Raw genomic sequence first — 22,779 nt, forward strand, 5'->3', positions numbered from 1 at the left:
ATACATTCTAGTTTTTATTTTTTCTAGTGTTTTATATAAGATTATTAGATTGAAATTTACTATATATAAATATCTTAAGAAAATTTATTATAATAATTCATTTAAATCTTTTAATATTTGAATCTTTCCTCTAAGCATTTTAATGAATCCTTGTTTTTCAATCTTCTTTAAGCTTCTGCTGACAACCTCTCTAGTAGAATCAATCTCAAAAGCTAATTCACTATGGGTAGCATAAATACTCTTAGAATTCTTACTCATTAAAAGCTTAACTAATCTCTTTTCGAGACTTTCATGCCTATTAGATTCTTTATCTCTAATAATAATTTGATGTTTTCTATATAGGTCATTATACATATATCTTAAAAATTTTATATCTTGCTTCAAATATCTTTTAGCAATTCCACAAGGAATTACACAAATTTCTGAATCAACAAGTGCTCTTGCACAGATATTTAAATTATCTTCTTCCTTAAAACAATTAGATAATTCATTACAAAGCTGGCCTTCCTTTAAATCATATAGATTTGTTTCTTTTCCTCCAGCATTCATTCTTTGAATTTTTATAAGTCCTTTAAGTATAAAAATAAAACCCATACACCCTTCCCCATCATTAGATAGGTATTGATCCATATTTAAAGTCTTAAAAATAGCATTTTGACTTAATATACCATCGCTTTTTTCATCTAAAATTTTTAATAGAGGGTATACTTCATAAAGAAAATCTATTTTTCTCTTTTCTTCATTAACATCCTTAACATAAGTTAACATTTTAATTCCTCACTTACTACTTTACATCTTTCAACATTTTTTTTGTGTGACTTAATCACATTATATCTTTCTTTTTAATAATAAACTAGGAAAATTTAAAAATGGATTTTATGGAATAATATAACTGTTAAAAGTGCATGATTTCTACTGTATAATAAATTTGCTATTTTTGAAATTATCTGAATATTTCATTAATTTAACAATTGTTGACAATAGTTATTCATAGATTATAATTATTATATAAATAAAAATTTTATAAATAGAAGAGGTGCTTATATTCATGTGTAAAACAATAAGTATTAATCCTGATTTAACTTGGGTTGGAGCTTTAGATCCAAACTTAAGAATTTTTGATATTATAATGGAAACAAAGTTTGGTACAACTTATAATTCATATGTTTTAAAAGGTACTGATGGAGTTGCCATATTTGAAACAGTAAAAGAAAAATTCTTTGATGAACATTTAGAAAAAATAAAATCAATTGTAAAACCTGAAGATATAACATATATAGTGGTAAATCATACAGAACCTGATCATGCTGGTTCAGTAGGAAAACTTTTAGAATTTGCTCCTAATGCTACTGTTGTTGGAAGTAGTCTTGCAATAAGATATATGGGACAAATAATGAATAAACCTTTCAAGAATAAAGTTGTTAAAGATGGTGAAACTATTTCACTTGGAAATAAGACAATTAAGTTCTTAAGTGTACCTCAATTACACTGGCCAGATACAATGTATTCATATGTAATTGAAGATGAAACTCTTATAACTTGTGACTCATTTGGAGCTCACTACAGCGATGAACGTATTATTAAAAGCAAGTTAGAAGCTGAAAAAGAAGCTGATTATATAGAAGCATACAATTACTATTTCTCAATGATAATGGGACCTTTCAAACCTTATGTATTAAAGGCTTTAGATAAAATTAAAGATTTATCAATAAAATTTATTTGTCCTGGACATGGTATGGTTTTAGATGGTGCTAACATTGAAAAATATATGGAATTATATAAAGAATGGAGCCAGCCAGTAAAAAGAGAAACACCTAGCATAGTTATTCCATATGTAAGTGCTTATGGTTATACTGCTGAGCTAGCTGAAAAAGTTAAAGCAGGTATTGAAGCTTTAGAAGAAAATGTTGATGTACTAATGTATGACTTAGTTTACACTGATATAAATGAAGTTATTGCTGAAATTAATAAATGTAGTGGACTATTAATAGGCTCACCTACTTTACTTGCTGATACACTTCCTCCAATTTGGACTATACTTGGATCATTAAATCCAGTAATTCATAGAGGATTACATGCAAGTTGCTTTGGTTCATATGGATGGAGCGGAGATGCACTTAAAAATATTGAGCAAAGATTTAATCAACTTAAATTCAATATTCCAGTGGCACCACTTGGAGTTATGTTTAGACCAAGTGAAGATGAATTAGAAAAAGCATTTGCTTTTGGACATGACTTTGCTAAAGAAACTTTACAATGTGTTAACGGCGGACAATGTAACATACAAAATCAATAAATATATAAATTAAAAAGAGGAATTCATTGCAATGAATCCCTCTTTTTATCGTTCAAACAAATTGCCTATGCCTCCAAGCAAACTACCTTCATCCTTAGATTGTGTTCCTAGCTGTGGAGAAGCAGCAATAACCTTCTCAGCAAGTTTGCTAAAAGGCAAACTTTGTATCCACACATCACCAGGTCCTGTTAAAGTAGCGAAAAATAACCCTTCTCCACCAAATAATGTGTTCTTTAATCCACCTACAAATTGAATATCATATTTAACATCCTTTGTCATAGCCACTAAACACCCTGTATCTACTTTTAATACTTGTCCTGGAATTAATGTCTTTTTTACAATAGTTCCACCACCATGAACAAAAGCTAATCCATCACCTTCAAGTTTTTGTAGAATAAATCCTTCTCCACCAAAAAAACCTACTCCTATTTTCTTAGTGAAAGCAATGCCTAAACTTACTCCCTTTGCACAACATAAAAAAGCATCTTTCTGACAGATAATTTTTCCCTCAAACTCCCTTAAATTTATAGGAATTATCTTACCTGGATAAGGTGCTGCAAAAGAAACCTTCTGTTTTCCATACCCTCTATTGGTGAATGCAGTCATAAATAAACTCTCACCTGTTATTACTCTCTTAGCTGCACCACCTAACTTCCCTATAAAACCACCACCATTACTTTTACTGCTTCCATCACCAAATATTGTTTCCATGGAAATACTATTGTCCATCATCATCATAGCTCCTGCTTCAGCAACAGCAGTTTCATTAGGATCTAATTCTATTTCTACAAACTGCATTTCATTACCATATATTTTATAATCAATTTCATGTGCCATTTTCATCTACTCCTTATTTTTTTGCTCTTAATTTAGTTGTATTCCTTACATTTTTATATTATTTATAAAAAGTTATTAATAATATCATTACATCTATATTTATGTTTTGCAATATCTCTAAAATAATTATTTAATTTAACAAATGCTCCTATTTTAAACTTCCTGACATTATGATAGATATTAAAAGCCATAACCCTAAAATAGCAGATACTAAATATCCAACTAATCCAATTATAGATACTCCATGAATTTTAGGTCCTGGATTAGAATTTATAATTATGGATGAACCTACAATCATCCCTGCTATTATAAGAGAAAATGATAATCTATTAATCATTTTATTAAATTCATCCATATATTTATTATTATCTATTTTTAGATTTACTTTTGCCCTACCTTTAGTAAAGGTATTAGTTAGCTCCACTAGCTTTTCTGGTATCTTTGAAACCTTATACCACTTGATAAATAAATCTTTCATACTGATATTATTAAATAAATAGTTTTTGCTATTATCTTTTACATAAGAAATAACTAGTGAAATAATATTAACATCTGGTGATAATTCTGCTATTATACCTTCTAAAATTATCATACTTCTAATAAGCATAGTAAACTCACTGGGAAGCTTTAAATTATTTTTTTTTGCAATCTCCATAACTTCTTCTAATATTATTGATAGCTTTATATTTTTAACAGAAATAGTAAAATATTTATTATATAAATATTCAACATCTTCATATAAAATTTCTCTCTTTACAGTTCCTGTCTGTATACCTGCATATAATATAAAATCCACAACTATATCAATATCTTCAATAACCAATCCAATAATTACGTTATTTAGTCTCGAGATAAATTCATGTGATAGCTCTCCTACCATTCCAAAATCTATAAAGCATATCTTTCCATTGCTAATTAATATATTACCAGGATGAGGGTCTGCATGAAAAAATCCATCCTCCATCACTTGCTTAAAATAAGAAATTGTCAGTTCTTTTGCCAAATTATCCTTATCATATCCATATTCATCCATAGCCTTTATATCATTAATTTTAAATCCATTTATATTTTCTAAGGTTAAGACTTTTTCTCCACTTAGCTCATTAACTACATATGGAGCATATATGTAATTCCTTTCTTTGTTTAGTTTTCTAAACTTTCTAATATTATTAGCTTCTGAAATAAAATCTAACTCATTTACCGTTGATTTTCTTATTTCCATTAACGTATCCTTTACACTTACAACAGATTCCTTAAAAATATGATTATATTTCTCACTTAAACTGATAAGTATATCCAAATCTATATACATTCTTTCCTTAATATTAGGCCTTTGAATTTTAATTACCACTTCACGTCCATCATTTAATACGCCAAAATATACTTGCGCTATAGATGCAGATGCAATTGGCTCCTTATTTATATAAAGAAAACTATCTAATAATTCCTTGGAAAACTCATTTCTAAAAATTTCTTCAAATTCTGAAAAACCCTCAACGGCTGCTTTATCCTGCAATTTAGATAATTCCCTAATATACTCCTCACCTATTAAATCAGATCTGGTACTTAATATTTGACCTATTTTAATAAAAGTAGGTCCAAGCTCTTCAAATGCCTTTCTTAAATTAGCAGGAGATTTTTTATCTTTTTTATTTTTCTTATCTACAATATAGCTTAAGCCATATTTAGTAAAAATTTTCACTATTTCTTTAACTCTTTCTCCTGAAGTGTAAACCATAAAAAACCTCCCCTATAAATTTACTTTATATTTTTTATTTGTTCTTCTAGCATAGCTACCTTTTCTTTTAATAAATCAAATTCTGTTCTTGATATCAAGTTATATTCTGCAATTATTTGCAGTACATCTTCTTTAGTAAGATATTTTTTATTATTTTCACTGATTATAGAAGCCTTATCCTTCATACTTTTCCTCAATTCATCACCTATCTGCTTTCCTTCCTCTAAAGTAAGCTTTCCCTTTTTCACCATATCATTTATTATTTCCATAGATTTTTCATATGTCATGGATGCTGCTCCTATTCCAAGCAAAAATATTTTTTTAAATTCTTCCATCATAAATAAAACCACCTTCTTAATTTTTTAACTTTTCTATATATATTCCCTTTAATGAATTTATTAATACAATAAAATCCAGAGCATCAAAAGTTCATTTTTTTCTTTTGATGTCCTGGATTATCAAGGCTATTAAATTTTCAACATTCCTTACTATTGTATATTATTATTTTAACATATTTTGAAATAATTGTATTATTAAAAATTATTATTTTCGTATATTTTTTTAATATTGTGTTTTTATGCTCATTAAATTATCATTTAAATTACATTCCTATTATTCATATAAAAATTAAATATCAATACTTTTATTATTTTTATATGGATTTACATGTACCATACAATGCTTTATCATAGGTATATTTTCTTCAACTTCGTCATGTACCTTTTGAGCTATGTTATGTGCATCTTCAAGGCTTTGCTTGCCATATGCTGATATTTCAATATCAACATAAATTCTTGAGCCAAAAACTCTAGTTTTCAATGTATCTAACTGCATAACACCTTCTTGTGCTAAAGCTATTTCCCTAATCTTATTTATGGTTTCATCATCACAAGAAGCATCTATTAGTTTATATATAGAATCCTTAAATATATCATATGATACTTTCACTATAAATAAACATATTATAATTGATGCTATTGGATCAAGTATAGGAAACTTTATTCTAGCACCTAATATTCCTATAAAGCTACCTACTGAAGATAAGGCATCTGATCTATGATGCCATGCATCTGCCTTTAATGCTCCTGAATTTATTTTTATGGCTGCAGATCTTGTATACCAATACATCCATTCCTTTACAACTATTGAAATAACAGCAGCAACTAATGCTAAGCTTCCTGGTGCAGATAAGTTTCCTTCTATTCCAGCAATTATTTTATTAATTCCACTTAAACCAATTCCTATTCCTGTAGCTAAAAGTATTCCACCTAAAATCATAGCTGCTATACATTCAAATCTCTCATGACCATACTGATGCTTTTCATCACTTTCTTTATGAGCTATATTGAAACCTATAATAACTATAATTGTACTAAATACATCTGAGGCTGAATGTACTCCATCAGAAATCATCGCTCCAGAACCAGCAATTACCCCTGCAGCTACTTTCCCAATAGATAATATTGCATTAATTATTATACTTACTACTGAAACTCTCATTGCAATACTCTTATCATCTCTTATCTTACTATCCATATATTATCACCTGATAAAATGTATTGTTTTTTCCCCTTTTTTGATAATTTATATTTAATTTCATTCTATTCACCTTCTATGTTAAAGTTCCTAAAAATAAAAAATACTTATTTATCAACTAAAAAGTAAATGATTTCCCCTCAGAAATTCAATCTTTAGCTCCTTCGCTTTTCAAAATATAAGCGTTGAATAAAAATAACATTTTATCCAACGCTTATATTTCTTATTATACCCTTGTGAGCTATTCTTAATTTAATCCATTATTTTTCGATAACATTGTTATGTTTCGAAAATATCTATTTTTTTCATTTTTATAATTAATTAATTTATTTCCTATGAATTAACTATTTCTCCTCCATTAATATGTATAGTTTGCCCTGTTATATATGAAGCTGCTTCTGACGCTAAAAATACATACGCTCCAGCACATTCAACTGGTTGACCTGCTCTTCCCATAGGTGTATCATTACCAAACTTTGGTATTTTATCAGCACTAAAACTTGAAGGTATAAGCGGAGTCCATATAGGTCCTGGTGCAACAGAATTCACTCTTATACCTGTCTTCCCTTTAGCTAAAGCCATGGATAAAGACCTTGTAAGTGTAAGAATAGCACCCTTAGTCATAGAGTAATCCATCAACGTATCATTACCACGAAAAGCTGTAACAGATGTGGTATTTATTATACAACCACCACTTTTTAAATATTTCATAACTTCTCGTGTCATATAAAATGTTCCATACACATTGGTTTTCATAGTTTTATCAAATTGTTCATCTGTAATCTGTTTGATATCTGTGCATTCATATTGAACAGCTGCATTATTTACTAAAATATCAATTTTACCATATTTTTTTATAGCTAACTCCATAACTTCTTTACAAAAGTCTCTTTTCGCTACATCACCTTGAACAATAGTGCATTCTCCACCAGATGACTCTATTACTCCCTTGGTTTCTTCCGCATCTCTTGTTTCATCATAATAAACTATAACGATCTTGGCCCCTTGATGAGAATACGCTATAGATACAGCTCTCCCAATACCACTATCACCACCAGTAATTATAGCAACTTTATCTTTCAAAAGATCGCCTTTCTTTATATACTTCTCATTATAATAAATAGGCATCGGTGTCATCTCATATTCATTTCCTGGATGCCTTTCTTGATGCTGAATAGGAAAAGTTTTTGGAAATTCCATCTTCATCACTCCTTTCACAATTATAACTTTTAGTATTCCCTTCTATTGAATAAATAATGAACATAAACATATTATGTTTTTGTATTTTTTTACCATTTAATTTATAATGTACTTATACTTTTAGAGGAGGTTTTTAAATGAATTTTCAAACCAAAGTAATAATTTTAATTGTAGGTTTAATTCTTTTTTCTATAGCTATTTTAACAATAATTTGCAGCATATATTTCTTTTACGCTCTAACAAGAAAAGGGCTAACTAAGATGAAGAAAAAAATTTTAACTTTTAAGAACATTCCTTCACCAGAAAGTTTTAAAGACTTCATCGACAATAATTGGTTTAAAAACCATAATGCTTCAAAACTTCATATAACATCTTATGACAACTTAAAACTTTCAGGTATTTTTGTAAGAAACACTAAACCCTCCAAAAACATCGTCATTCTTTCACACGGCTACACAGCTTCATCTTCAGCAATGTTATGCTATACTTCATATTATTATAATAAAGGTTTCAATATACTTGCCGTTGATAATAGGTGCCATGGTGAAAGCCAAGGAAAGTATTTAGGTATGGGCTATTTAGATCATTTCGATATACTTAAATGGATAGATAAATGTAAAGAACTTTTAGGCAACGATTGCAAAATAATTCTCCACGGCGTATCAATGGGTGCGGCAACAGTATGTATAACAGCTGGATATAATCCTCCTAAAAACGTAAAATGTATTATTTCCGATTGTGCTTACGATAGAATTTCTGATGTATACAAACAGATAATAACCTCTTCAACAAAAATTTTAGCTACCCCAATAATCAAAGGAACTAGTTTAATTTGTAAACTAATGGCTGGATATTACTTTTCAGATGCTGCACCTATAAATTTCGTTAGCAAAACCCCTGTACCAATTCTTTATATCCATGGAGATAAAGACACCTTTGTACCTTCTTATATGGCTGATAATTTATTTAACGCAACTCCAGCGGATAAACGAGATATTCTTTTAATAAAAGGGGCAGGTCATGGTGAAGCCGTTATAAAAGATAACCAAAGTTACTTTAATAAAATTGATAATTTTATAGGCAAAATCTTTTATATATCCCAATACAAACCTAAAGAGGTATAGTTTTTTAACTACACCTCTTTTTCAAAATCCAGATATAAATATTTTTAGCACTAACATAAAATTTCAATATACCATTTCCCTTTCATTTTAATCTTGGATATTTTTAAACAAAACAAAAAAAGAACTTGAAAATTCAAGTTCCTTTTTTGGTGGCTTACCGGGGAATCGAACCCCGGACACCTTGATTAAAAGTCAAGTGCTCTACCGACTGAGCTAGTAAACCATATTCTACTTCAAGTAGAATGGTGCGTGTTAAGAGATTCGAACTCCTGGCCCACGCCTTAGAAGGGCGTTGCTCTATCCAGCTGAGCTAAACACGCATATTAAAATGGAGCGGGTAGTGGGAATCGAACCCACCTTTCCAGCTTGGAAGGCTGGAGTATTAGCCGATATACGATACCCGCAAATGGTGACCCCTAGGGGAATCGAACCCCTGTTACCACCGTGAAAGGGTGGTGTCTTAACCGCTTGACCAAGGGGCCAAGTCATATTTGCTGTAGCACTGCAACGCTACTCTTAATATATTACATTATTATTCTACATATGTCAACATATTTTTTAAACTTTTTTTATTTTTCTTCTTTTTCTACCATACAGCTTAGCCAACATAAGTTTTAAGTATTTTTTTAAATAATATTTTATACATTTCAACCCAATAATAATCACATTGTAACTTCATTTTAAAAATTTCATTCGCCCTTTATTTACATTTCATTTCATTTATTGTAATATTAATAAAAGAATTCAATTAACGGGGGTTATTATATGGAAAAATCAACAGTATGGATACCTAAGAACTACTCTTCTAAGCTATCTCTTAAAGAAACTGAAATTGCCATTAAGAAAGTAAAGGATTTTTTTGAAGAAAATTTATCTAAAACATTAAATCTTACAAGAGTTTCAGCACCACTTTTCCTTGATACTGCTTCAGGATTAAATGATAACTTAAATGGTACAGAAAGGCCTGTATCTTTCGATGTGAAAGCTATGGATGGAAGCAATATAGAAATAGTTCATTCCCTTGCTAAATGGAAGAGGCTTGCACTTCATAGATATGGATTTAACATAGGCGAAGGTCTTTACACCGATATGAACGCCATTAGACGAGATGAAGACTTGGATAATCTTCATTCAATATATGTTGATCAATGGGATTGGGAAAAAGTTATTAGTAAAGATGCCCGCAATATTACCACTTTAAAAGATACAGTTAAACAACTATATTCTGTTTTCAAAGCCACTGAAAACTATATAAATTCATTATATCCAAATTTAAAGAAATATCTTCCAGATGAAATTTCATTTATAACTACACAAGAACTAGAAGATATGTATCCTAATTTATCGGAAAAAGAGCGCGAAGATGCTATCTGTCGTGAAAGAAAAGCTGTATTCTTAATGGGTATAGGTGATACCTTAAAATCCGGTAAAAAACACGATGGCAGAAGTCCTGATTATGATGATTGGTCCTTAAATGGCGATATATTATTTTATTACCCGCTATTTGATAAGGCTTTGGAATTATCTTCAATGGGTATAAGAGTTGACAAAAAAACTCTTGAGTCACAACTTATAAAAGCTAACTGCCAAGAACGAAAAAATCTGCCTTTCCATCAACTATTATTAAACGAAGAACTTCCTCAAACCATTGGTGGTGGTATAGGCCAATCAAGAATATGCATGTTCTTTTTACAAAAAGCTCACATAGGTGAAGTGCAAGCTTCCATTTGGGATGAAAATACATTAAAGAAATGTAAAGAAAATAACATTGAAATACTATAATATTTTAAATTAAAAGTACAATAAAAATCCTTTCAAACGTAGTTTGAAAGGATACTTTATTACTACTTGAATTTTCTTTTTCTTGCAGCTTCAGATTTCTTTTTTCTTTTAACACTTGGCTTTTCATAGTGCTCTCTTTTTCTTACTTCAGCAAGCACTCCAGCATTAGCGCATTTTCTTTTAAATCTACTTAAAGCTTGCTCTAATGATTCGTTTTCTCTAACCTTTATTTCTGACACTCTTAATTCCTCCCTTCGTCAGTGAAAATATATAAGTATTTAACACTGTGGGTTTACTTAAATCAATATTAATTATACAGTAACTCCTAAAATACTGTCAATATTGTATTATCACCATAAACCCCAAAGATTATTGATTTTTTTATAAATCACTTACATTTTTTCGTATTTTTTTACTTTTTTCACACTTCATTATTCTTTATACATTTTATTATCGTAATGTCCTGCAATATATTTAAACTAAATATCAATTTTTATTTAATAATAAAACTTTAAGTCATTAAAAGACACCTTCTTTATCTAACTATTTTTTTAACTTACTTTATTATGTTTACCAATTTCAGCTAAATATATTATTATTGGACTAATTATCAGATAAAGATTTTATTAAACAAAAAAAGATTAAGCAAATTCATACTTAATCTTTTTTGATTATAATAATTCTTTTCTAAGATCTTCTGCCTTTTTAGATGATAAGTAACTAATAGGCACATCAAATATAGTATATGCCCCTCTCTTACCTTCCTTATACATTCTAAATATAGCTCTGGCATAAGCCACCAATATTGAACCTGTAAATTCTGGATTACTATCAAGAACTAGTTTAAATTCCATGACAAAATTATTTTCTCCACTATTACCAGAACAAATTACAAAGCCACCATGAGACATTCCTCTATGTTTATTCTTAAATTCTTCTTCAGTAATAAAATTCACTTCCGTTTCATACCCTAAAAAATAATATGGCATATTTTTTATTGAATTTTCTATAAAAGATAAATCTGCGTCTTCTTCAGCAACTACATAGCATAGTCTCTTATGCATTTCTCCATCATTTAAAACTGGTTTTTCACCGTGTCTAACTCTCTCTATTGCCTCTTTTATAGGTATAGTATATTGTATGGCTGTTTTTACTCCCTTAATCCTCCTAATAGCATCCGAATGCCCTTGACTTACTCCACTACCCCAAAATGTATATTCAGTGCTATTAGGAAGTATAGCCTTCCCTAATAATCTATTTAATGAAAATAAACCTGGATCCCATCCTACTGATAAAAGTGCTATTTTTTCATTTTCTTTGCTCACTTCATCAACACCTATAAAATGTTCCTCTATTTTTGCATGAGTATCAAAACTATCTATCACATTAAAATATTTTGCTATTTCTGCACTTTGCTGTGGCAAATCAGTTGCTGAGCCTCCACAAAGAATCATCACATCAATGATACCAATATAGTTTTTAATTTCCGAAATATGTAGAAGCTTTGAATCACTTATGATATTTTTTACATTCCTTCTAGTAAATATAGCTTCTAATTTTAAATCCTCACTGTTCATCAATGCCTTTTCAACAGCTCTTCCTAAATTTCCATATCCAACAATACCAATATTAATTTTGTTAGTCATAATTTTTAGTTCCCCAAGAGAAAAATTTTTTCATTTAATTTTACTCTTCTAAATTTTCTTTTATACCTTCTTTCTATAAATCTTCTTATATTTATTTATTTAAAATTTGAATTTTGTTACATTTAATGATAAACTACACTTACATTACACATGTATATACATAAGTAAACATATATAAATTCTTATGTTTTTGTTTTTTTGGAGAGGAGATTGCATTATGAAAAAAATTAAAAACTTTTTAAGCCATATATTCATTGATGGATTAAGTGGCATGGCTTTAGGATTATTTTCAACCTTAATAATTGGTACAATACTTCAACAAATAGGTAATTTTATACCTAATAATATAGGAACTATGATTTACCTTATAGGAAAACTTGCTGCTTCTTGCACTTGTGCTGGTATTGGTGTTGGTATTGCCTATAAATTTAAAGAGAGTCCCCTAGTTACCATATCAGCTGCTGTAGCCAGCATAATTGGAGGTTTTGCTACTAAAATATTATCTGGCCAAATACTTACTGAAACTGGCTCAGTATTACTTGTAGGCCCTGGAGAACCTCTAGGTGCATTTATTGCTGCATTAATTGGAATTGAAATTGGACATGTTATAAGTGGAAAGACAAAAATAGATATAATCATCACTCCACTTATTACTATTCTTAGCGGATCAGCTGCTGGATTACTAATTGGGCCATCAATATCAAAATTTATGACTTGGCTAGGAACTATTATAATGTTTGCTACAGAACAACAACCTTTTATTATGGGTATACTGGTTTCTGTAATAATGGGAATACTTCTTACGCTACCAATAAGCTCTGCTGCCATTGGCGTAATCCTAAATTTAAATGGAATAACAGCTGGTGCTGCCACTATAGGTTGTTGTTGCCAAATGGTTGGCTTTGCTGTGGCCAGCTATCGAGAAAATAAATTGGGTGGTCTTTTAGCTCAAGGAATAGGTACTTCTATGCTTCAGATTCCTAACATAGTAAAAAAGCCTGTAATTTGGCTTCCTGCAATAATATCTAGTGCTATTTTAGGTCCTGTTTCTTCTGTTATATTTAAAATGACAAATAACGCTACAGGATCTGGTATGGGATCAGCTGGATTTGTAGGACAAATCATGACTTATCAAACGATGATTGGTTCAACTTCTAGCAAAACAGTAATATTACAAATAATCTTAATGCATTTTATTCTACCTGCTTTATTAACATTGCTTATTTCTGAGTTTATGAGAAGAAAAGAATGGATAAAACAAGGAGATATGGCCTTAGATATATAGCATTTCAATAAAATACTATATACAAAAAAGGAGCTGTACACTAATTGTTTAGTGCAACAGCTCATTTTTTATATAATACCTATTATAAATTCATTAAATATATAAATATCCCTGAAACTACTATTATAATAGCTAAATCAATAATAGCTAATATTTTTTCTTTTTTTACTATTGATATTATAATTGTAATAATTCCTAATATAATATTGATAATAGCTATTAACGTATTGGTAAATAGCCCTCTTAAAAATAAAGATTCTATTAAATATAATCCTGTAACTATAAATAATATAATATGCATTATTTTTATAAATAAACTTTTATCAGAAAATATATTCTTACTCATATTATTCTCTCCTCTTTTGTGTAATATTTAAATTTTAATACTTTTAGAAATATTTTACTATACGTTTTAAATAAATTCAATATATCAATTTTAATAATTCTTCATGCTCTACTTATAATTATACAATATGGAGTTAACTCAAGGTCAAGATTTTTTATGCTTTTTATTTATTATTAGTTTTATTTTGAAAATCTTCATTGTTAATAATGAAACGTTCATGAATTCCTTCACCAATTTTTCCACGCTCATCAAAAGCTTCAACTTTAAACACAAGTCTTCTTCTATCAACCTCTATAAGTTCAGTTTTTGCTATAACTTCCATACCTATTGGTGTACTTGATATGTGCTTTATATTTATAGAAGTACCTACACTACCTTGCCCCTTCTTCTAACTCACTTTTAATACTTTTATAAGCTGCTTCCTCCATAAGTGCTACCATGGCCGGTGTTGCATATACATTTAATTCTCCACTTCTTAAAGCTTTAGCTATATTATTTTCACTTACTTTATCTTTAACTTCTCCAATTATCCCTACTTTAATCATTTTCTTTTCTCCTTTAATTCCTTAAATTATTTTTACATGCTAACCCATTCACCCTCCAAACCTATCACCTTTAACTGATAGGAACAAGCTGCAACAAACTCCACGAACCCAATCTGTTCTGGTTGGTCTACTATTATAAATAGATTATAAAAATTGTATAACTTTATTGCAACTTGAAAAAGTTATTAGTAAATATGTGTAGTATATATTCTACAACCACTTTTTAATATTTTATAAAACACTGTACTATATTGCTCAATAATTTCGCTCTTATAATTTCCTATGTAAATTTAACTTTTTTATTTGAATAAAAGTCTTGTCCACATACATGTATATTATGCCATTTACATTGATTTCTACATTTATTCTTAAATACATAATTTATTGCTTTTTGGATTGTACTGTCTGACTGCTTATCATTAACTTCTGCCGGATTCATCATTATAAATAAAATACTTTTATATAAACCATTCTCCATAATTATTAAAATTCCCAATCATATTATTGGTCTTATGTCCATATTTTGGAGACAAAAAGTTAAACTTTTTTATGCTGCACTTCTAGCTAATAATTAACATTGTTCTAGTGTCATGTAATTATATAGAAGAATGAACACCTTTCTCCGTTACACTCCGAAATGCGGGCTAAAATTCTAAGCTCGCTCTGCGTTTCTCTTGAGTTTACTAAGAATTTTATGCCTTTGTAAGCCTAACAACTGTCTCAGCGTGTGTGTAGACAAGCTGTTTTAACATTTACACGTACAGTTAACCAGCCCTCCCCCTACATCATTTATATTTTTTATACCAATATGATACTTACATCTTCTTCAATATAAGTTTTATATAACTTTTGCTAATACAATCTCTTAAATAAAATTAATTATCATTGTATCCATTTTGAATAGTATTAAAACACATTTTCCAATATTGTTCACGTTCTATTATTTTAGCTGGGTCATAAGATAATCCAAAATATTCAATTAAAGTATACGTAAAATACTCTTCGAAATATTCAGCACCTTTTTCCTTATATAAATCAATTAATTTTTTATTGCCTCCATGTTTAGAATCAAGATAATTTCCCCAACGCTGTGCAACACCTTCTCCACCAGTAGCTGATCCAATATAGAGCTTTCCTGTGTTCTTATCTGTAAGACAATATACTCCTGTTACCTTTTTTAAAGCTTCATAATATGTAGGCATTATCTTCCCATTAAAGATATCATCTAATTTTCTATATGCAATATGTACACGATCATATCCTTCAAATTTCTCACCACTATATTGACAAGGAAGAATCTCTTTAACTGTACAACTTTCTATAACCTTTCCCATTCTAAAAACATATCGTGCATATGTATTTCCTTTTTTATACCTCATTACAAGTCTACCAAACAAAGGAGTGAATTTTTCTATAATTTTCACTTCTGCCCTACTATCAATTGGTACATCTACAATTTCTGCTGCTGAAATAAACAACCATTCATCATAGGATATTTTTATAAAACTAAATACTGTTTGTCCTATATTGAAATTCTTTTTCTTTCCATACCATCCCCAATATGAGCAATCAGTTATACCACTACTCTTTTCCTCTTCATTTAAAGACAACCACTTGTCTATATATGAAACTCCACCGGAACCTTCTGTCATATTTAATTCAATTCTACTATTGTCTATTTCTTCCTGTGTTAAATTTAAAATGTTATTCAATGATAAATCCATATTCTAACTCCATACTTCATATATTATATTTTTGATTTTTAAATTTACCATATAATTAAAACTACACTATTCCCTTATTTATTTAAAATATCTACTCTATCAGTAATTTCCTTAGGTTCTATTTTAATATAATTTCTATTATCTAAAAACTCTTCTTCCCTATGATATTTTATATAAGGCAATTGTTCACTTCTGAAATCTAATCTTACATACTCATCTATATTTAATAGTTTATATTGAGATTCTTGTATTTCTTTTGATATTATTATTTTTCCATTTTCCTTAAATGTTATTAACCCCTTATCAAATAGTGCATCATGAGTTGGGCATAGTAATAATCCATTATTAACATCTAACCTTTCCTTATTAGTTGCCTTTCCCCATGGTTTACAATGACTTGCTATCAATAAACTTTTTATATTTAGGCCGCAAATAGCACATTGACACGATCTATATAATAACTTCTCCTTAAACAATCCTTGTCCAATTCTTGCTTTTATTATTCTATTCTTTTCTGTTTCATCTTTAAACTTATGAATTAAACTATTGATTTCTTCTATGTATTTCTCATCTATTTGTGTTATTTCAGTTATATCTATACTATTTCTATCTGTAGCTAACTTTAATAAATAGTCTCCGAAGTCTTTTCCTATCTCAAATAAATATCCTTGGCTACCTCTTCCTTCCTTTGTAAAAGGAGAATATTTACTTGGGCATAATTCCAATATATCTGAAATATTATCATCTATACTAACTGGACTATCTAAAATATTATACTTCGCCTTTATTAACCACCCTTCATTCTCCCACAAATTAACCTTATCTAACGCTGACGGTCTATTAGCATCAATAGCTGACTCTTTTGCTATGTTTATTGAAACTAAATTCCTTTTATACATGCTAAAAATTATATCTCCAGTTTTAACCTTAACCATGTTTGACCAATGAAAAATTTCTCTTCCTGTAGCGGTTAACTTTGGCGCCCATAAATACTCTCCAACTCTCTCTTCATTATACGTTTTATTTTGAAAAACTATAAAATAATTCACTTTAAACTCCCCCTAATATTTAGATATATTAACCATTTTACACCATTATCTTTGTATGTTATATGTTTTTCAAATTTTCTTTAATCCATTTCGGTATATTCTCCACCTTTTCGCCTTTTATCAGCTTTTTCATAATTTCAGCAGCATCTTCTTTTCTCCAAAATCTATCTCTTATGTAAATCATGACTGCAATATTTTCTTTTAACTGAATAATCTTTAAATTCTTCACCACAATATTCACATCTAATATTGTAAGTCTTTCTATTACTATTCTTATAACTATACCTACATTTATTACAGCAATATTTTCTTCTAGGCCCCTTACCACTTTGTATAATTTCTTTATTACAATTCAAATAGAATCTTTTTTCTATTTTATTAATCTTCTTCATTTTCTTCTTTTTAGATGTAATATACTCACTAAATGGTTCCTTTCTTCTACAGTAACCTCTTACTGAATCTCTTGTGATATTTAATTGTTTTGCTATTCTCTTATATCCTAATCCTTGGTTTCTTAATTCTATAATTTTTATCTTTTGTTCTTCAGTCATTACTAACCCACTCCTAATTTAATAATAAATGTAGTAATCACTCTAATTCTTAAATTTGTCAAGTAAAGTAAAAAAAGCTAGCTAAAATGAATTATTAAAATCCATTCTAACTAGCTAATTATACTTATTAAATTTCTACTTCAAACTCAGTGCCATCAAGCAAAGTTACTATAATATTTTCTCCCTCAAATACTGTCATCTTCTCTATAAAAATGAAAAATAAACTTTCATTAAACTCTTCTATTTGAATTGCTTTATCTAATATTCCAATAAACTGTTTTGCTTTGTATTTCTGAAGCTCATTTCCATTATTACTTACTTCATTCCACTTCTTAATAAAGTAATCTTTATTTTCAATCATGTTATTAAATATATCTACAAATGCACTAACTAAAGTCATATCATAAACATGTTTATTCCTGCAGCCTTTAACACCTTTAGATATATTTCTTTGACTACATATCCATACAAACTTCTTTAACCTTTCATCATTACCTCTCCATACTCTTCTTCCAAAAGCTCTACCACATCTTCCACATATAATTTTTCCTGACATTGGACTGTTTTTTAATCCAGGCTCAACTTTTTGTATCTGATGTTTTTCTGAAAAAGCTTGCCTTCTTTCAGTTTCTAATTGTACTGCTTACCACATCTCTTTATCAATTATTGCTGGATGGCTTTCTTCTACATAGTATTGCGGCACCTGCCCTGTATTCTTTACTTTTTTCTTTGTAAGAAAATCTACTGTATAAGTCTTTTGAAGTAATGCATCTCCCTTATATTTTTCATTGGCTAGCATTTTTCTTATTGTACTTTCATACCATTTAGATTTTCCATTCCATTCCTTTACTCCTTCTTCTTCAAGTTCTCTAGCTATTCTATTAGCACCTTTTCCATCAAGAAAATCCTTATAAATTCTTCTTACTATTTTTGCTTGCTCTTCATCTATAATAAGATTTCCATCTTTATCTTTATCTTTATCGTATCCTAAAAACTTATTATGATTTACAATTACCTTTCCCTACTCAAATTTTCTTCTAATTTCCCAAGTAGAGTTTTCGCTTATGCTTCTTGATTCATCTTGTGCTAAGGAGCTTAATATTGTAAGAAGAACTTCACCTTTTGAATCTAATGTATCAATATTTTCTTTTTCAAAAACAACCCCAATTCCCAGTTCTTTTAAAGTTCTTACATAATTTAAGGTATCTAATGTATTTCTTGCAAATCTAGATATAGATTTAGTTATTATCATATCTATTTTTCCTGATTTACAATCTTCTATCATATTATTGAATTTCTCTCTTCTTTGTATTAATTCCGCTAATTCCTTCATCCTCATATATTCCTGCCATCTCAAACTCTGGATTGCTATTAATATAATTTGTATAATATTCTACTTGTGCTTCATAACTTGATAGTTGCTCCAGCTGGTCCGTAGATACCCTGCAATATGCGAGGGCACTGAAAAACTTAATGTTTTTCAAGTGCGGTTATCCACAAAGTAAAAAATAGTTAATGAAGCTGAAGCTTTTAGTTTCATTAACTATTTTTATTTAGTTATTTATATAATAACTAGGATATTTCTATCCTAATATATTCAATATTCTTTTAATATTTACTGTAAATATTGCTAATGCCCCTTGAATTTCCATGCCAATTAGACCTGAAGATGATGCTTTATCATATCCATGTCTATGTTTTAACTCACTATTTTTTGCTTCTATTTTATAACGCTCTTTAGACTTTTCTTTAAAATATTCGCTTTCTTGAAAAGCTATCTGCGATTTATGTATATCACTTTTTATAGTAACTGAATAAGTTTTACTCTTAGCTCCACCTTTATAACAACCTTCTTTTTGTGGACAAATTTTACATTTTTCTATATCAAAATAATAAGTATCTGTTTGGTTTGTAGATACATTCTTTTTGCCCTGTCGTGCTTTACGAATAGCCATATGTCCTTCTTTACATACATACATTCCAGCATCTTTATTGAATTGGAACTCATCTTCTTTTTTTCTAAATCCTTGCGTTACAGAATGATTTAACTTTGCTACAAGTTTTATATTATTTCTATTTGCAAACTCAATATTACCCTTTTCTGAATAAGCAGAATCACCAATTATTGTTTTAACTTTTATTCTGGCCTTCTGACTTTTAGTGATTAATGTTTCTAATTCTTTACCATCGTTTTTTTCTCCAGTAGTAATAGTTGCAGCAGTTATTATTCTTTCTTCTGTCATTGCAATATGTGTTTTATAATCAAAGAAAGATGTGTCAACAGACTTATGACCAATTCTTGCATCCGCATCAGCGCAAGCTTGAATATGATGAATATCATCTTCTAATGTTTCATTTAACATATTTAATTTTTCCCTAACCTTTGGATAAGCTGCAATAACATCATTCTTTTCTATAGCTTTAACTAAGTCCTGACAATATTTAATTTCAGCATCTAAATTATCAATTGTATTTTTAGCTGGTAAAGTATTTTTAATATTCTCATCTATTTCATAAACTGATTTTCTTAATTTCTTAGAACGTTCTTGTAACACTTCACGTGGTGATTTTTGACTATATCTTGATGCCGTATGCGTAGCATAAACAATGATTGACTTTGATTTTATTATTCCTTTTTCAAGGGCGATTTCAACAGTTTTATTTATTAACATATCTAAAATATTTATATTTTTAAGTCTAAGTCTACGAAATTTAGTTAGAAAGCTTGGCTCAATAACATTTTCCTCTGGAGCCATTCCAAGAAAATATTTAAATGACATATCATATTTTGAACGCTCCACAATATCTACATCTGATAAATCAAATATAGATTTTAATAAAAGATATTTAAACATTCGTATTGGTTCTACCATTATTAATACAATATTTATCTAAAAGTTCATTATAAACAAATGAAAAATCAATTAGTTCATTAATTTTTCTTAACATATTATCTTTAGGAGCAACTAAATCATAAATTCCTATATATTCACTTAAAATCATTGTTTCTTGCTTTTTTATCATACACATCACCAACATTATTTTATAAGTTAAGTATAACATAAAAGACCTAAAAAATTGTCTTTAAAAAATTTTTTAGGTCTTTTATTCCGAAAGGCACTTTTTCGGTGCCCTCATATAGATAGACTCTCTTTTATAAGTGTCTATCTTATAGGTTCCATTTTAAAGGTACCTAATCATCTATTGGGATTTCTTTTATTTTACTTGGTGATACCCTCTCACCAATTCAAATATTGAAACTTTTTTATTTTTACTTGGTGATATCCTCTCACCAACTCATCTATATATTATATTCAATTTTTATTTTTTTAACCCTAATTCTTCATGAAAATATTGCAAAGAAGAAAATTTAATAATTCTTTCTGCTCTATAATAAGATGGATCTTTAACTCACTTCTTATAATTTTCGATAAACTTCTTAAATCTATTAGATATTACCTTCTGTTTATTAATAAATTCAGAATACTCGCTGCTTTCAATCCAAGTTTCTTCGCCAATAAAAGTATCATCTTTTATAACTACTGCCTTTGTAAAATCTAAACCTGAATTTTCAGATCTAGTTGACTTCTTAAAAATATAACAATTATTATGATTAATATGTGTTCTAAAAGGTATTGCAAATGTTATTCCATCAACTTCAAATAATGCAACACAATATGGTCTATGCTCTTTCTTTAATATCTCACTACAGTTAAAATATTCTTCATAAAATTCTTTCGTTAAATGTTTTGGTTTATTTTCTAGCTTAACCATATTCTCTCCTAAAAAAACAAAAACCTCATTAATAGAGGTTTCAAATGGGATTTCTTTTATTTTACTTGGTGATACCCTCTCACCAAATCATCAATTGGGACTTTTTTTATTTTACTTGGTGATACCCTCTCACCAAATCTTAATTTTATTATATCACTTTCTCTATAAAAGTAAATACTTCATAATATCAAATTACTTATTTTATTCATTTTTTATATAACAAAAGGCCCACCATATTACGCATGTGATATAAAAAATATCACATAGGCTTGGTGAGATCGATTGATTAAATTATATCATAAGAATTTTATCTTCTCAATAATCAATTTACTTTTTTTATTAAAATCTTATCATTTTTAACAACCATATTTTCTAAAGCTCTATCATGAACCTTATATGCATTTTGAATACTATATACCATGTCAACAGCTATTTGCTCCCATGTTTTAAAGCAAAGGTATCTTAACGCCAATAATGTTTACTGCTCTGGATTATTAATCTTTTTTATTATAGACATTATTTCTTTCTTCAAATCTACAAGTACATCTATATCAGCATTAATTTCATTTTCTAGCTCCATCATCTTTACTATTATTCCTTCCATAGAATGAACATTACTACTTCCACTTGGAGGTGTATCACTTAATGTAGATGTTGCTTTAGTTGCTAATTCTCTTAAAGAAACTATTTGTTCAAGCTTACTATTTATTCTTTGATTTATTCTATAGGCTTGAGCTAAGTACTCTTTAGTTGTTATATCCTTCTACCTCCTTTTTGCCAAGGCATTGAACCATTATAATATTTATCTGCTATATAAAGTTGTAATTGTCCATCTAAACTACTTAACCTTTTAAGAACGCTTCTTTCAGATTCTTCTTGTTGTTTACTTGTTTGTTTAAAAGGACATTCATCACCTAAACAAATATCAACTACTCTGACCTACGGACAGTTATTATCCAGTTAATTGGAAGTATCTATTTTAACAAAAAAATTATTCTGAAAAATATAAAAAACCACCTTTTTATAGTGTAAAATTGATTTGCACATACAATTCACAAAAGAAAGGTGGTTTTTATGATCAACGATAAAGAATATATTACTACAAAATTGAAAAAAACGCTAGAAAGAATGATAATTTTATCTAAGCCTCGCTTAAATAGATGATAGATTTGTAATACTTCAATTTTCACTTAAGGTAGGTAAAAGAGTTGTTCTCCTTTGGTTTAAGTTGTTTAAATATAAACAACATGGAAACAAAGACTTTATTCATGTAAAGGAAGGTCTTAAATTTTTACATAAGATATTAACACCATATGAGTTTGATGTTACTATACTTGCAGATAGAG

General features: G+C 28.8%; 24 protein-coding genes, 4 tRNA genes and 2 pseudogenes. 4 read left to right on the top strand and 26 right to left on the bottom strand.

The annotated features are described in order from the left end of the window. Positions 1-87 precede the first annotated feature (87 nt). Entirely contained in the window at positions 88-768 is a 681-nt protein-coding gene (locus BHW04_RS11485) for a Crp/Fnr family transcriptional regulator (protein ID WP_302630963.1), read from the bottom strand. Positions 769-1,048: 280 nt separating this feature from the next. On the opposite strand from BHW04_RS11485, the gene BHW04_RS11490 reads away from it, so the two are divergent. Next, entirely contained in the window at positions 1,049-2,296 is a 1,248-nt protein-coding gene (locus BHW04_RS11490) for an FprA family A-type flavoprotein (protein WP_302699737.1), read from the top strand. Between the two features lie 45 nt (positions 2,297-2,341). Here BHW04_RS11490 and BHW04_RS11495 read toward each other — a convergent pair whose 3' ends face one another. The 5 genes from BHW04_RS11495 to BHW04_RS11515 form a co-directional block, all read right to left on the bottom strand. Then, positions 2,342-3,139, bottom strand: a complete 798-nt coding sequence (locus BHW04_RS11495; protein WP_186834657.1) for a TIGR00266 family protein — start codon at positions 3,137-3,139, stop codon at positions 2,342-2,344. Positions 3,140-3,281: 142 nt separating this feature from the next. Next, on the bottom strand, positions 3,282-4,871 hold the full coding sequence (locus BHW04_RS11500) for an ABC1 kinase family protein (RefSeq protein ID WP_302699740.1): 1,590 nt from the start codon (positions 4,869-4,871) through the stop codon (positions 3,282-3,284). 20 nt (positions 4,872-4,891) lie between these two features. Next, complete coding sequence (locus tag BHW04_RS11505; RefSeq protein ID WP_022212751.1) at positions 4,892-5,209, bottom strand: phasin family protein; 318 nt, start codon at positions 5,207-5,209, stop codon at positions 4,892-4,894. 289 nt (positions 5,210-5,498) lie between these two features. After that, positions 5,499-6,407 carry a cation diffusion facilitator family transporter gene (locus tag BHW04_RS11510; protein ID WP_302699743.1) on the bottom strand — a complete coding sequence of 303 codons (909 nt, stop codon included), beginning with the start codon at positions 6,405-6,407 and terminating at the stop codon, positions 5,499-5,501. 333 nt (positions 6,408-6,740) lie between these two features. After that, positions 6,741-7,607, bottom strand: coding sequence for an SDR family oxidoreductase (locus BHW04_RS11515; protein ID WP_302699746.1), 867 nt, complete (start codon positions 7,605-7,607; stop codon positions 6,741-6,743). A 137-nt stretch (positions 7,608-7,744) separates the two neighbouring features. Between BHW04_RS11515 and BHW04_RS11520 the strand changes: the two genes are divergently transcribed. Continuing rightward, on the top strand, positions 7,745-8,731 hold the full coding sequence (locus BHW04_RS11520; RefSeq protein ID WP_302699749.1) for an alpha/beta hydrolase: 987 nt from the start codon (positions 7,745-7,747) through the stop codon (positions 8,729-8,731). Positions 8,732-8,878: 147 nt separating this feature from the next. Here the strand turns inward: BHW04_RS11520 and BHW04_RS11525 are convergent. The 4 genes from BHW04_RS11525 to BHW04_RS11540 form a co-directional block, all read right to left on the bottom strand. Then, positions 8,879-8,954, bottom strand: a tRNA-Lys gene (locus BHW04_RS11525). Between the two features lie 20 nt (positions 8,955-8,974). Further along, a tRNA-Arg gene (locus BHW04_RS11530) sits at positions 8,975-9,051 on the bottom strand. Positions 9,052-9,060: 9 nt separating this feature from the next. Next, a tRNA-Gly gene (locus tag BHW04_RS11535) sits at positions 9,061-9,135 on the bottom strand. A gap of 3 nt (positions 9,136-9,138) precedes the next feature. Then, positions 9,139-9,213 (bottom strand) — tRNA-Glu (locus BHW04_RS11540). Between the two features lie 283 nt (positions 9,214-9,496). On the opposite strand from BHW04_RS11540, the gene asnA reads away from it, so the two are divergent. After that, on the top strand, positions 9,497-10,513 hold the full coding sequence (gene asnA, locus BHW04_RS11545) for an aspartate--ammonia ligase (RefSeq protein ID WP_186834653.1): 1,017 nt from the start codon (positions 9,497-9,499) through the stop codon (positions 10,511-10,513). A 62-nt stretch (positions 10,514-10,575) separates the two neighbouring features. Here the strand turns inward: asnA and rpsU are convergent, their stop codons facing one another. Beyond that, positions 10,576-10,752, bottom strand: a complete 177-nt coding sequence (gene rpsU / locus BHW04_RS11550) for a 30S ribosomal protein S21 (RefSeq protein WP_022168490.1) — start codon at positions 10,750-10,752, stop codon at positions 10,576-10,578. A 432-nt stretch (positions 10,753-11,184) separates the two neighbouring features. Next, entirely contained in the window at positions 11,185-12,159 is a 975-nt protein-coding gene (locus tag BHW04_RS11555) for a diaminopimelate dehydrogenase (protein ID WP_022211795.1), read from the bottom strand. Between the two features lie 217 nt (positions 12,160-12,376). Here BHW04_RS11555 and BHW04_RS11560 point away from each other — a divergent pair, with 217 nt between their 5' ends. Next, positions 12,377-13,444: a PTS transporter subunit IIC gene (locus BHW04_RS11560; RefSeq protein ID WP_022211796.1), complete on the top strand. Its 1,068-nt coding sequence runs from the start codon at positions 12,377-12,379 to the stop codon at positions 13,442-13,444. A gap of 82 nt (positions 13,445-13,526) precedes the next feature. On the opposite strand, the gene BHW04_RS11565 is transcribed toward BHW04_RS11560, so the two are convergent. From BHW04_RS11565 to BHW04_RS12330, 14 genes and pseudogenes are all read right to left on the bottom strand, one after another. Further along, positions 13,527-13,790 (bottom strand): hypothetical protein, encoded by a 264-nt coding sequence (locus BHW04_RS11565; protein WP_022211797.1) that lies wholly within the window; start codon positions 13,788-13,790, stop codon positions 13,527-13,529. A gap of 163 nt (positions 13,791-13,953) precedes the next feature. Continuing rightward, positions 13,954-14,335: pseudogene (locus BHW04_RS11570) on the bottom strand (thioesterase family protein). Between the two features lie 280 nt (positions 14,336-14,615). After that, positions 14,616-14,813, bottom strand: coding sequence for a DUF1643 domain-containing protein (locus BHW04_RS11575; RefSeq protein WP_302699753.1), 198 nt, complete (start codon positions 14,811-14,813; stop codon positions 14,616-14,618). Between the two features lie 397 nt (positions 14,814-15,210). Then, positions 15,211-16,059 (bottom strand): GIY-YIG nuclease family protein, encoded by an 849-nt coding sequence (locus BHW04_RS11580; protein ID WP_302699756.1) that lies wholly within the window; start codon positions 16,057-16,059, stop codon positions 15,211-15,213. 74 nt (positions 16,060-16,133) lie between these two features. Continuing rightward, entirely contained in the window at positions 16,134-17,108 is a 975-nt protein-coding gene (locus tag BHW04_RS11585; protein WP_302699758.1) for an HNH endonuclease, read from the bottom strand. 164 nt (positions 17,109-17,272) lie between these two features. Beyond that, on the bottom strand, positions 17,273-17,659 hold the full coding sequence (locus BHW04_RS11590; RefSeq protein WP_302699760.1) for a helix-turn-helix domain-containing protein: 387 nt from the start codon (positions 17,657-17,659) through the stop codon (positions 17,273-17,275). Between the two features lie 127 nt (positions 17,660-17,786). After that, a complete protein-coding gene (locus BHW04_RS12305) occupies positions 17,787-18,215 on the bottom strand; it encodes a zinc ribbon domain-containing protein (RefSeq protein ID WP_441294429.1) in 429 nt (142 codons plus the stop codon). Between the two features lie 87 nt (positions 18,216-18,302). Next, the gene (locus BHW04_RS12310) at positions 18,303-18,671 is read right to left on the bottom strand and encodes a recombinase family protein (RefSeq protein ID WP_441294434.1); all 369 of its coding nucleotides are present in this window, start codon (positions 18,669-18,671) and stop codon (positions 18,303-18,305) included. A 9-nt stretch (positions 18,672-18,680) separates the two neighbouring features. Further along, positions 18,681-18,992 carry a recombinase family protein gene (locus tag BHW04_RS12315; RefSeq protein WP_441294430.1) on the bottom strand — a complete coding sequence of 104 codons (312 nt, stop codon included), beginning with the start codon at positions 18,990-18,992 and terminating at the stop codon, positions 18,681-18,683. After that, positions 18,946-19,143 carry a recombinase family protein gene (locus tag BHW04_RS12320; protein WP_441294431.1) on the bottom strand — a complete coding sequence of 66 codons (198 nt, stop codon included), beginning with the start codon at positions 19,141-19,143 and terminating at the stop codon, positions 18,946-18,948. The genes BHW04_RS12315 and BHW04_RS12320 overlap by 47 nt, the downstream gene beginning before the upstream one ends. 99 nt (positions 19,144-19,242) lie before the next feature. After that, a pseudogene (locus BHW04_RS11600) lies at positions 19,243-20,683 on the bottom strand (IS1182 family transposase). Between the two features lie 387 nt (positions 20,684-21,070). After that, positions 21,071-21,433, bottom strand: a complete 363-nt coding sequence (gene tenpIN, locus BHW04_RS11605) for a type III toxin-antitoxin system TenpIN family toxin (RefSeq protein WP_302699762.1) — start codon at positions 21,431-21,433, stop codon at positions 21,071-21,073. A 322-nt stretch (positions 21,434-21,755) separates the two neighbouring features. Then, on the bottom strand, positions 21,756-21,905 hold the full coding sequence (locus BHW04_RS12325; RefSeq protein ID WP_441294432.1) for a hypothetical protein: 150 nt from the start codon (positions 21,903-21,905) through the stop codon (positions 21,756-21,758). A gap of 6 nt (positions 21,906-21,911) precedes the next feature. Further along, positions 21,912-22,037: a hypothetical protein gene (locus BHW04_RS12330; RefSeq protein ID WP_441294433.1), complete on the bottom strand. Its 126-nt coding sequence runs from the start codon at positions 22,035-22,037 to the stop codon at positions 21,912-21,914. Positions 22,038-22,779: the final 742 nt, after the last annotated feature.

Origin of the sequence: Clostridium sp. 29_15, assembly GCF_001916075.1 — a bacterium.
Taxonomy (GTDB): Bacteria; Bacillota; Clostridia; order Clostridiales; family Clostridiaceae; genus Clostridium; species Clostridium lentum.

Bases quoted from the DNA above. Each gene is read 5' to 3' on its own strand.
- BHW04_RS11505 (WP_022212751.1), bottom strand. From the start codon at position 5,209: ATGATGGAAGAATTTAAAAAAATATTTTTGCTTGGAATAGGAGCAGCA.
- BHW04_RS12330 (WP_441294433.1), bottom strand. From the start codon at position 22,037: ATGGAAGGAATAATAGTAAAGATGATGGAGCTAGAAAATGAAATTAAT.
- BHW04_RS11495 (WP_186834657.1), bottom strand. From the start codon at position 3,139: ATGAAAATGGCACATGAAATTGATTATAAAATATATGGTAATGAAATG.
- BHW04_RS11555 (WP_022211795.1), bottom strand. From the start codon at position 12,159: ATGACTAACAAAATTAATATTGGTATTGTTGGATATGGAAATTTAGGA.
- BHW04_RS11560 (WP_022211796.1), top strand. From the start codon at position 12,377: ATGAAAAAAATTAAAAACTTTTTAAGCCATATATTCATTGATGGATTA.
- BHW04_RS11565 (WP_022211797.1), bottom strand. From the start codon at position 13,790: ATGAGTAAGAATATATTTTCTGATAAAAGTTTATTTATAAAAATAATG.
- BHW04_RS11520 (WP_302699749.1), top strand. From the start codon at position 7,745: ATGAATTTTCAAACCAAAGTAATAATTTTAATTGTAGGTTTAATTCTT.
- BHW04_RS11575 (WP_302699753.1), bottom strand. From the start codon at position 14,813: ATGGAGAATGGTTTATATAAAAGTATTTTATTTATAATGATGAATCCG.
- BHW04_RS11500 (WP_302699740.1), bottom strand. From the start codon at position 4,871: ATGGTTTACACTTCAGGAGAAAGAGTTAAAGAAATAGTGAAAATTTTT.
- BHW04_RS11515 (WP_302699746.1), bottom strand. From the start codon at position 7,607: ATGGAATTTCCAAAAACTTTTCCTATTCAGCATCAAGAAAGGCATCCA.
- BHW04_RS11590 (WP_302699760.1), bottom strand. From the start codon at position 17,659: ATGACTGAAGAACAAAAGATAAAAATTATAGAATTAAGAAACCAAGGA.
- tenpIN (WP_302699762.1), bottom strand. From the start codon at position 21,433: ATGGTTAAGCTAGAAAATAAACCAAAACATTTAACGAAAGAATTTTAT.
- BHW04_RS11510 (WP_302699743.1), bottom strand. From the start codon at position 6,407: ATGGATAGTAAGATAAGAGATGATAAGAGTATTGCAATGAGAGTTTCA.
- BHW04_RS11485 (WP_302630963.1), bottom strand. From the start codon at position 768: ATGTTAACTTATGTTAAGGATGTTAATGAAGAAAAGAGAAAAATAGAT.
- BHW04_RS11580 (WP_302699756.1), bottom strand. From the start codon at position 16,059: ATGGATTTATCATTGAATAACATTTTAAATTTAACACAGGAAGAAATA.
- BHW04_RS11490 (WP_302699737.1), top strand. From the start codon at position 1,049: ATGTGTAAAACAATAAGTATTAATCCTGATTTAACTTGGGTTGGAGCT.
- asnA (WP_186834653.1), top strand. From the start codon at position 9,497: ATGGAAAAATCAACAGTATGGATACCTAAGAACTACTCTTCTAAGCTA.
- BHW04_RS12315 (WP_441294430.1), bottom strand. From the start codon at position 18,992: ATGAAGGAATTAGCGGAATTAATACAAAGAAGAGAGAAATTCAATAAT.
- BHW04_RS12305 (WP_441294429.1), bottom strand. From the start codon at position 18,215: ATGTCAGGAAAAATTATATGTGGAAGATGTGGTAGAGCTTTTGGAAGA.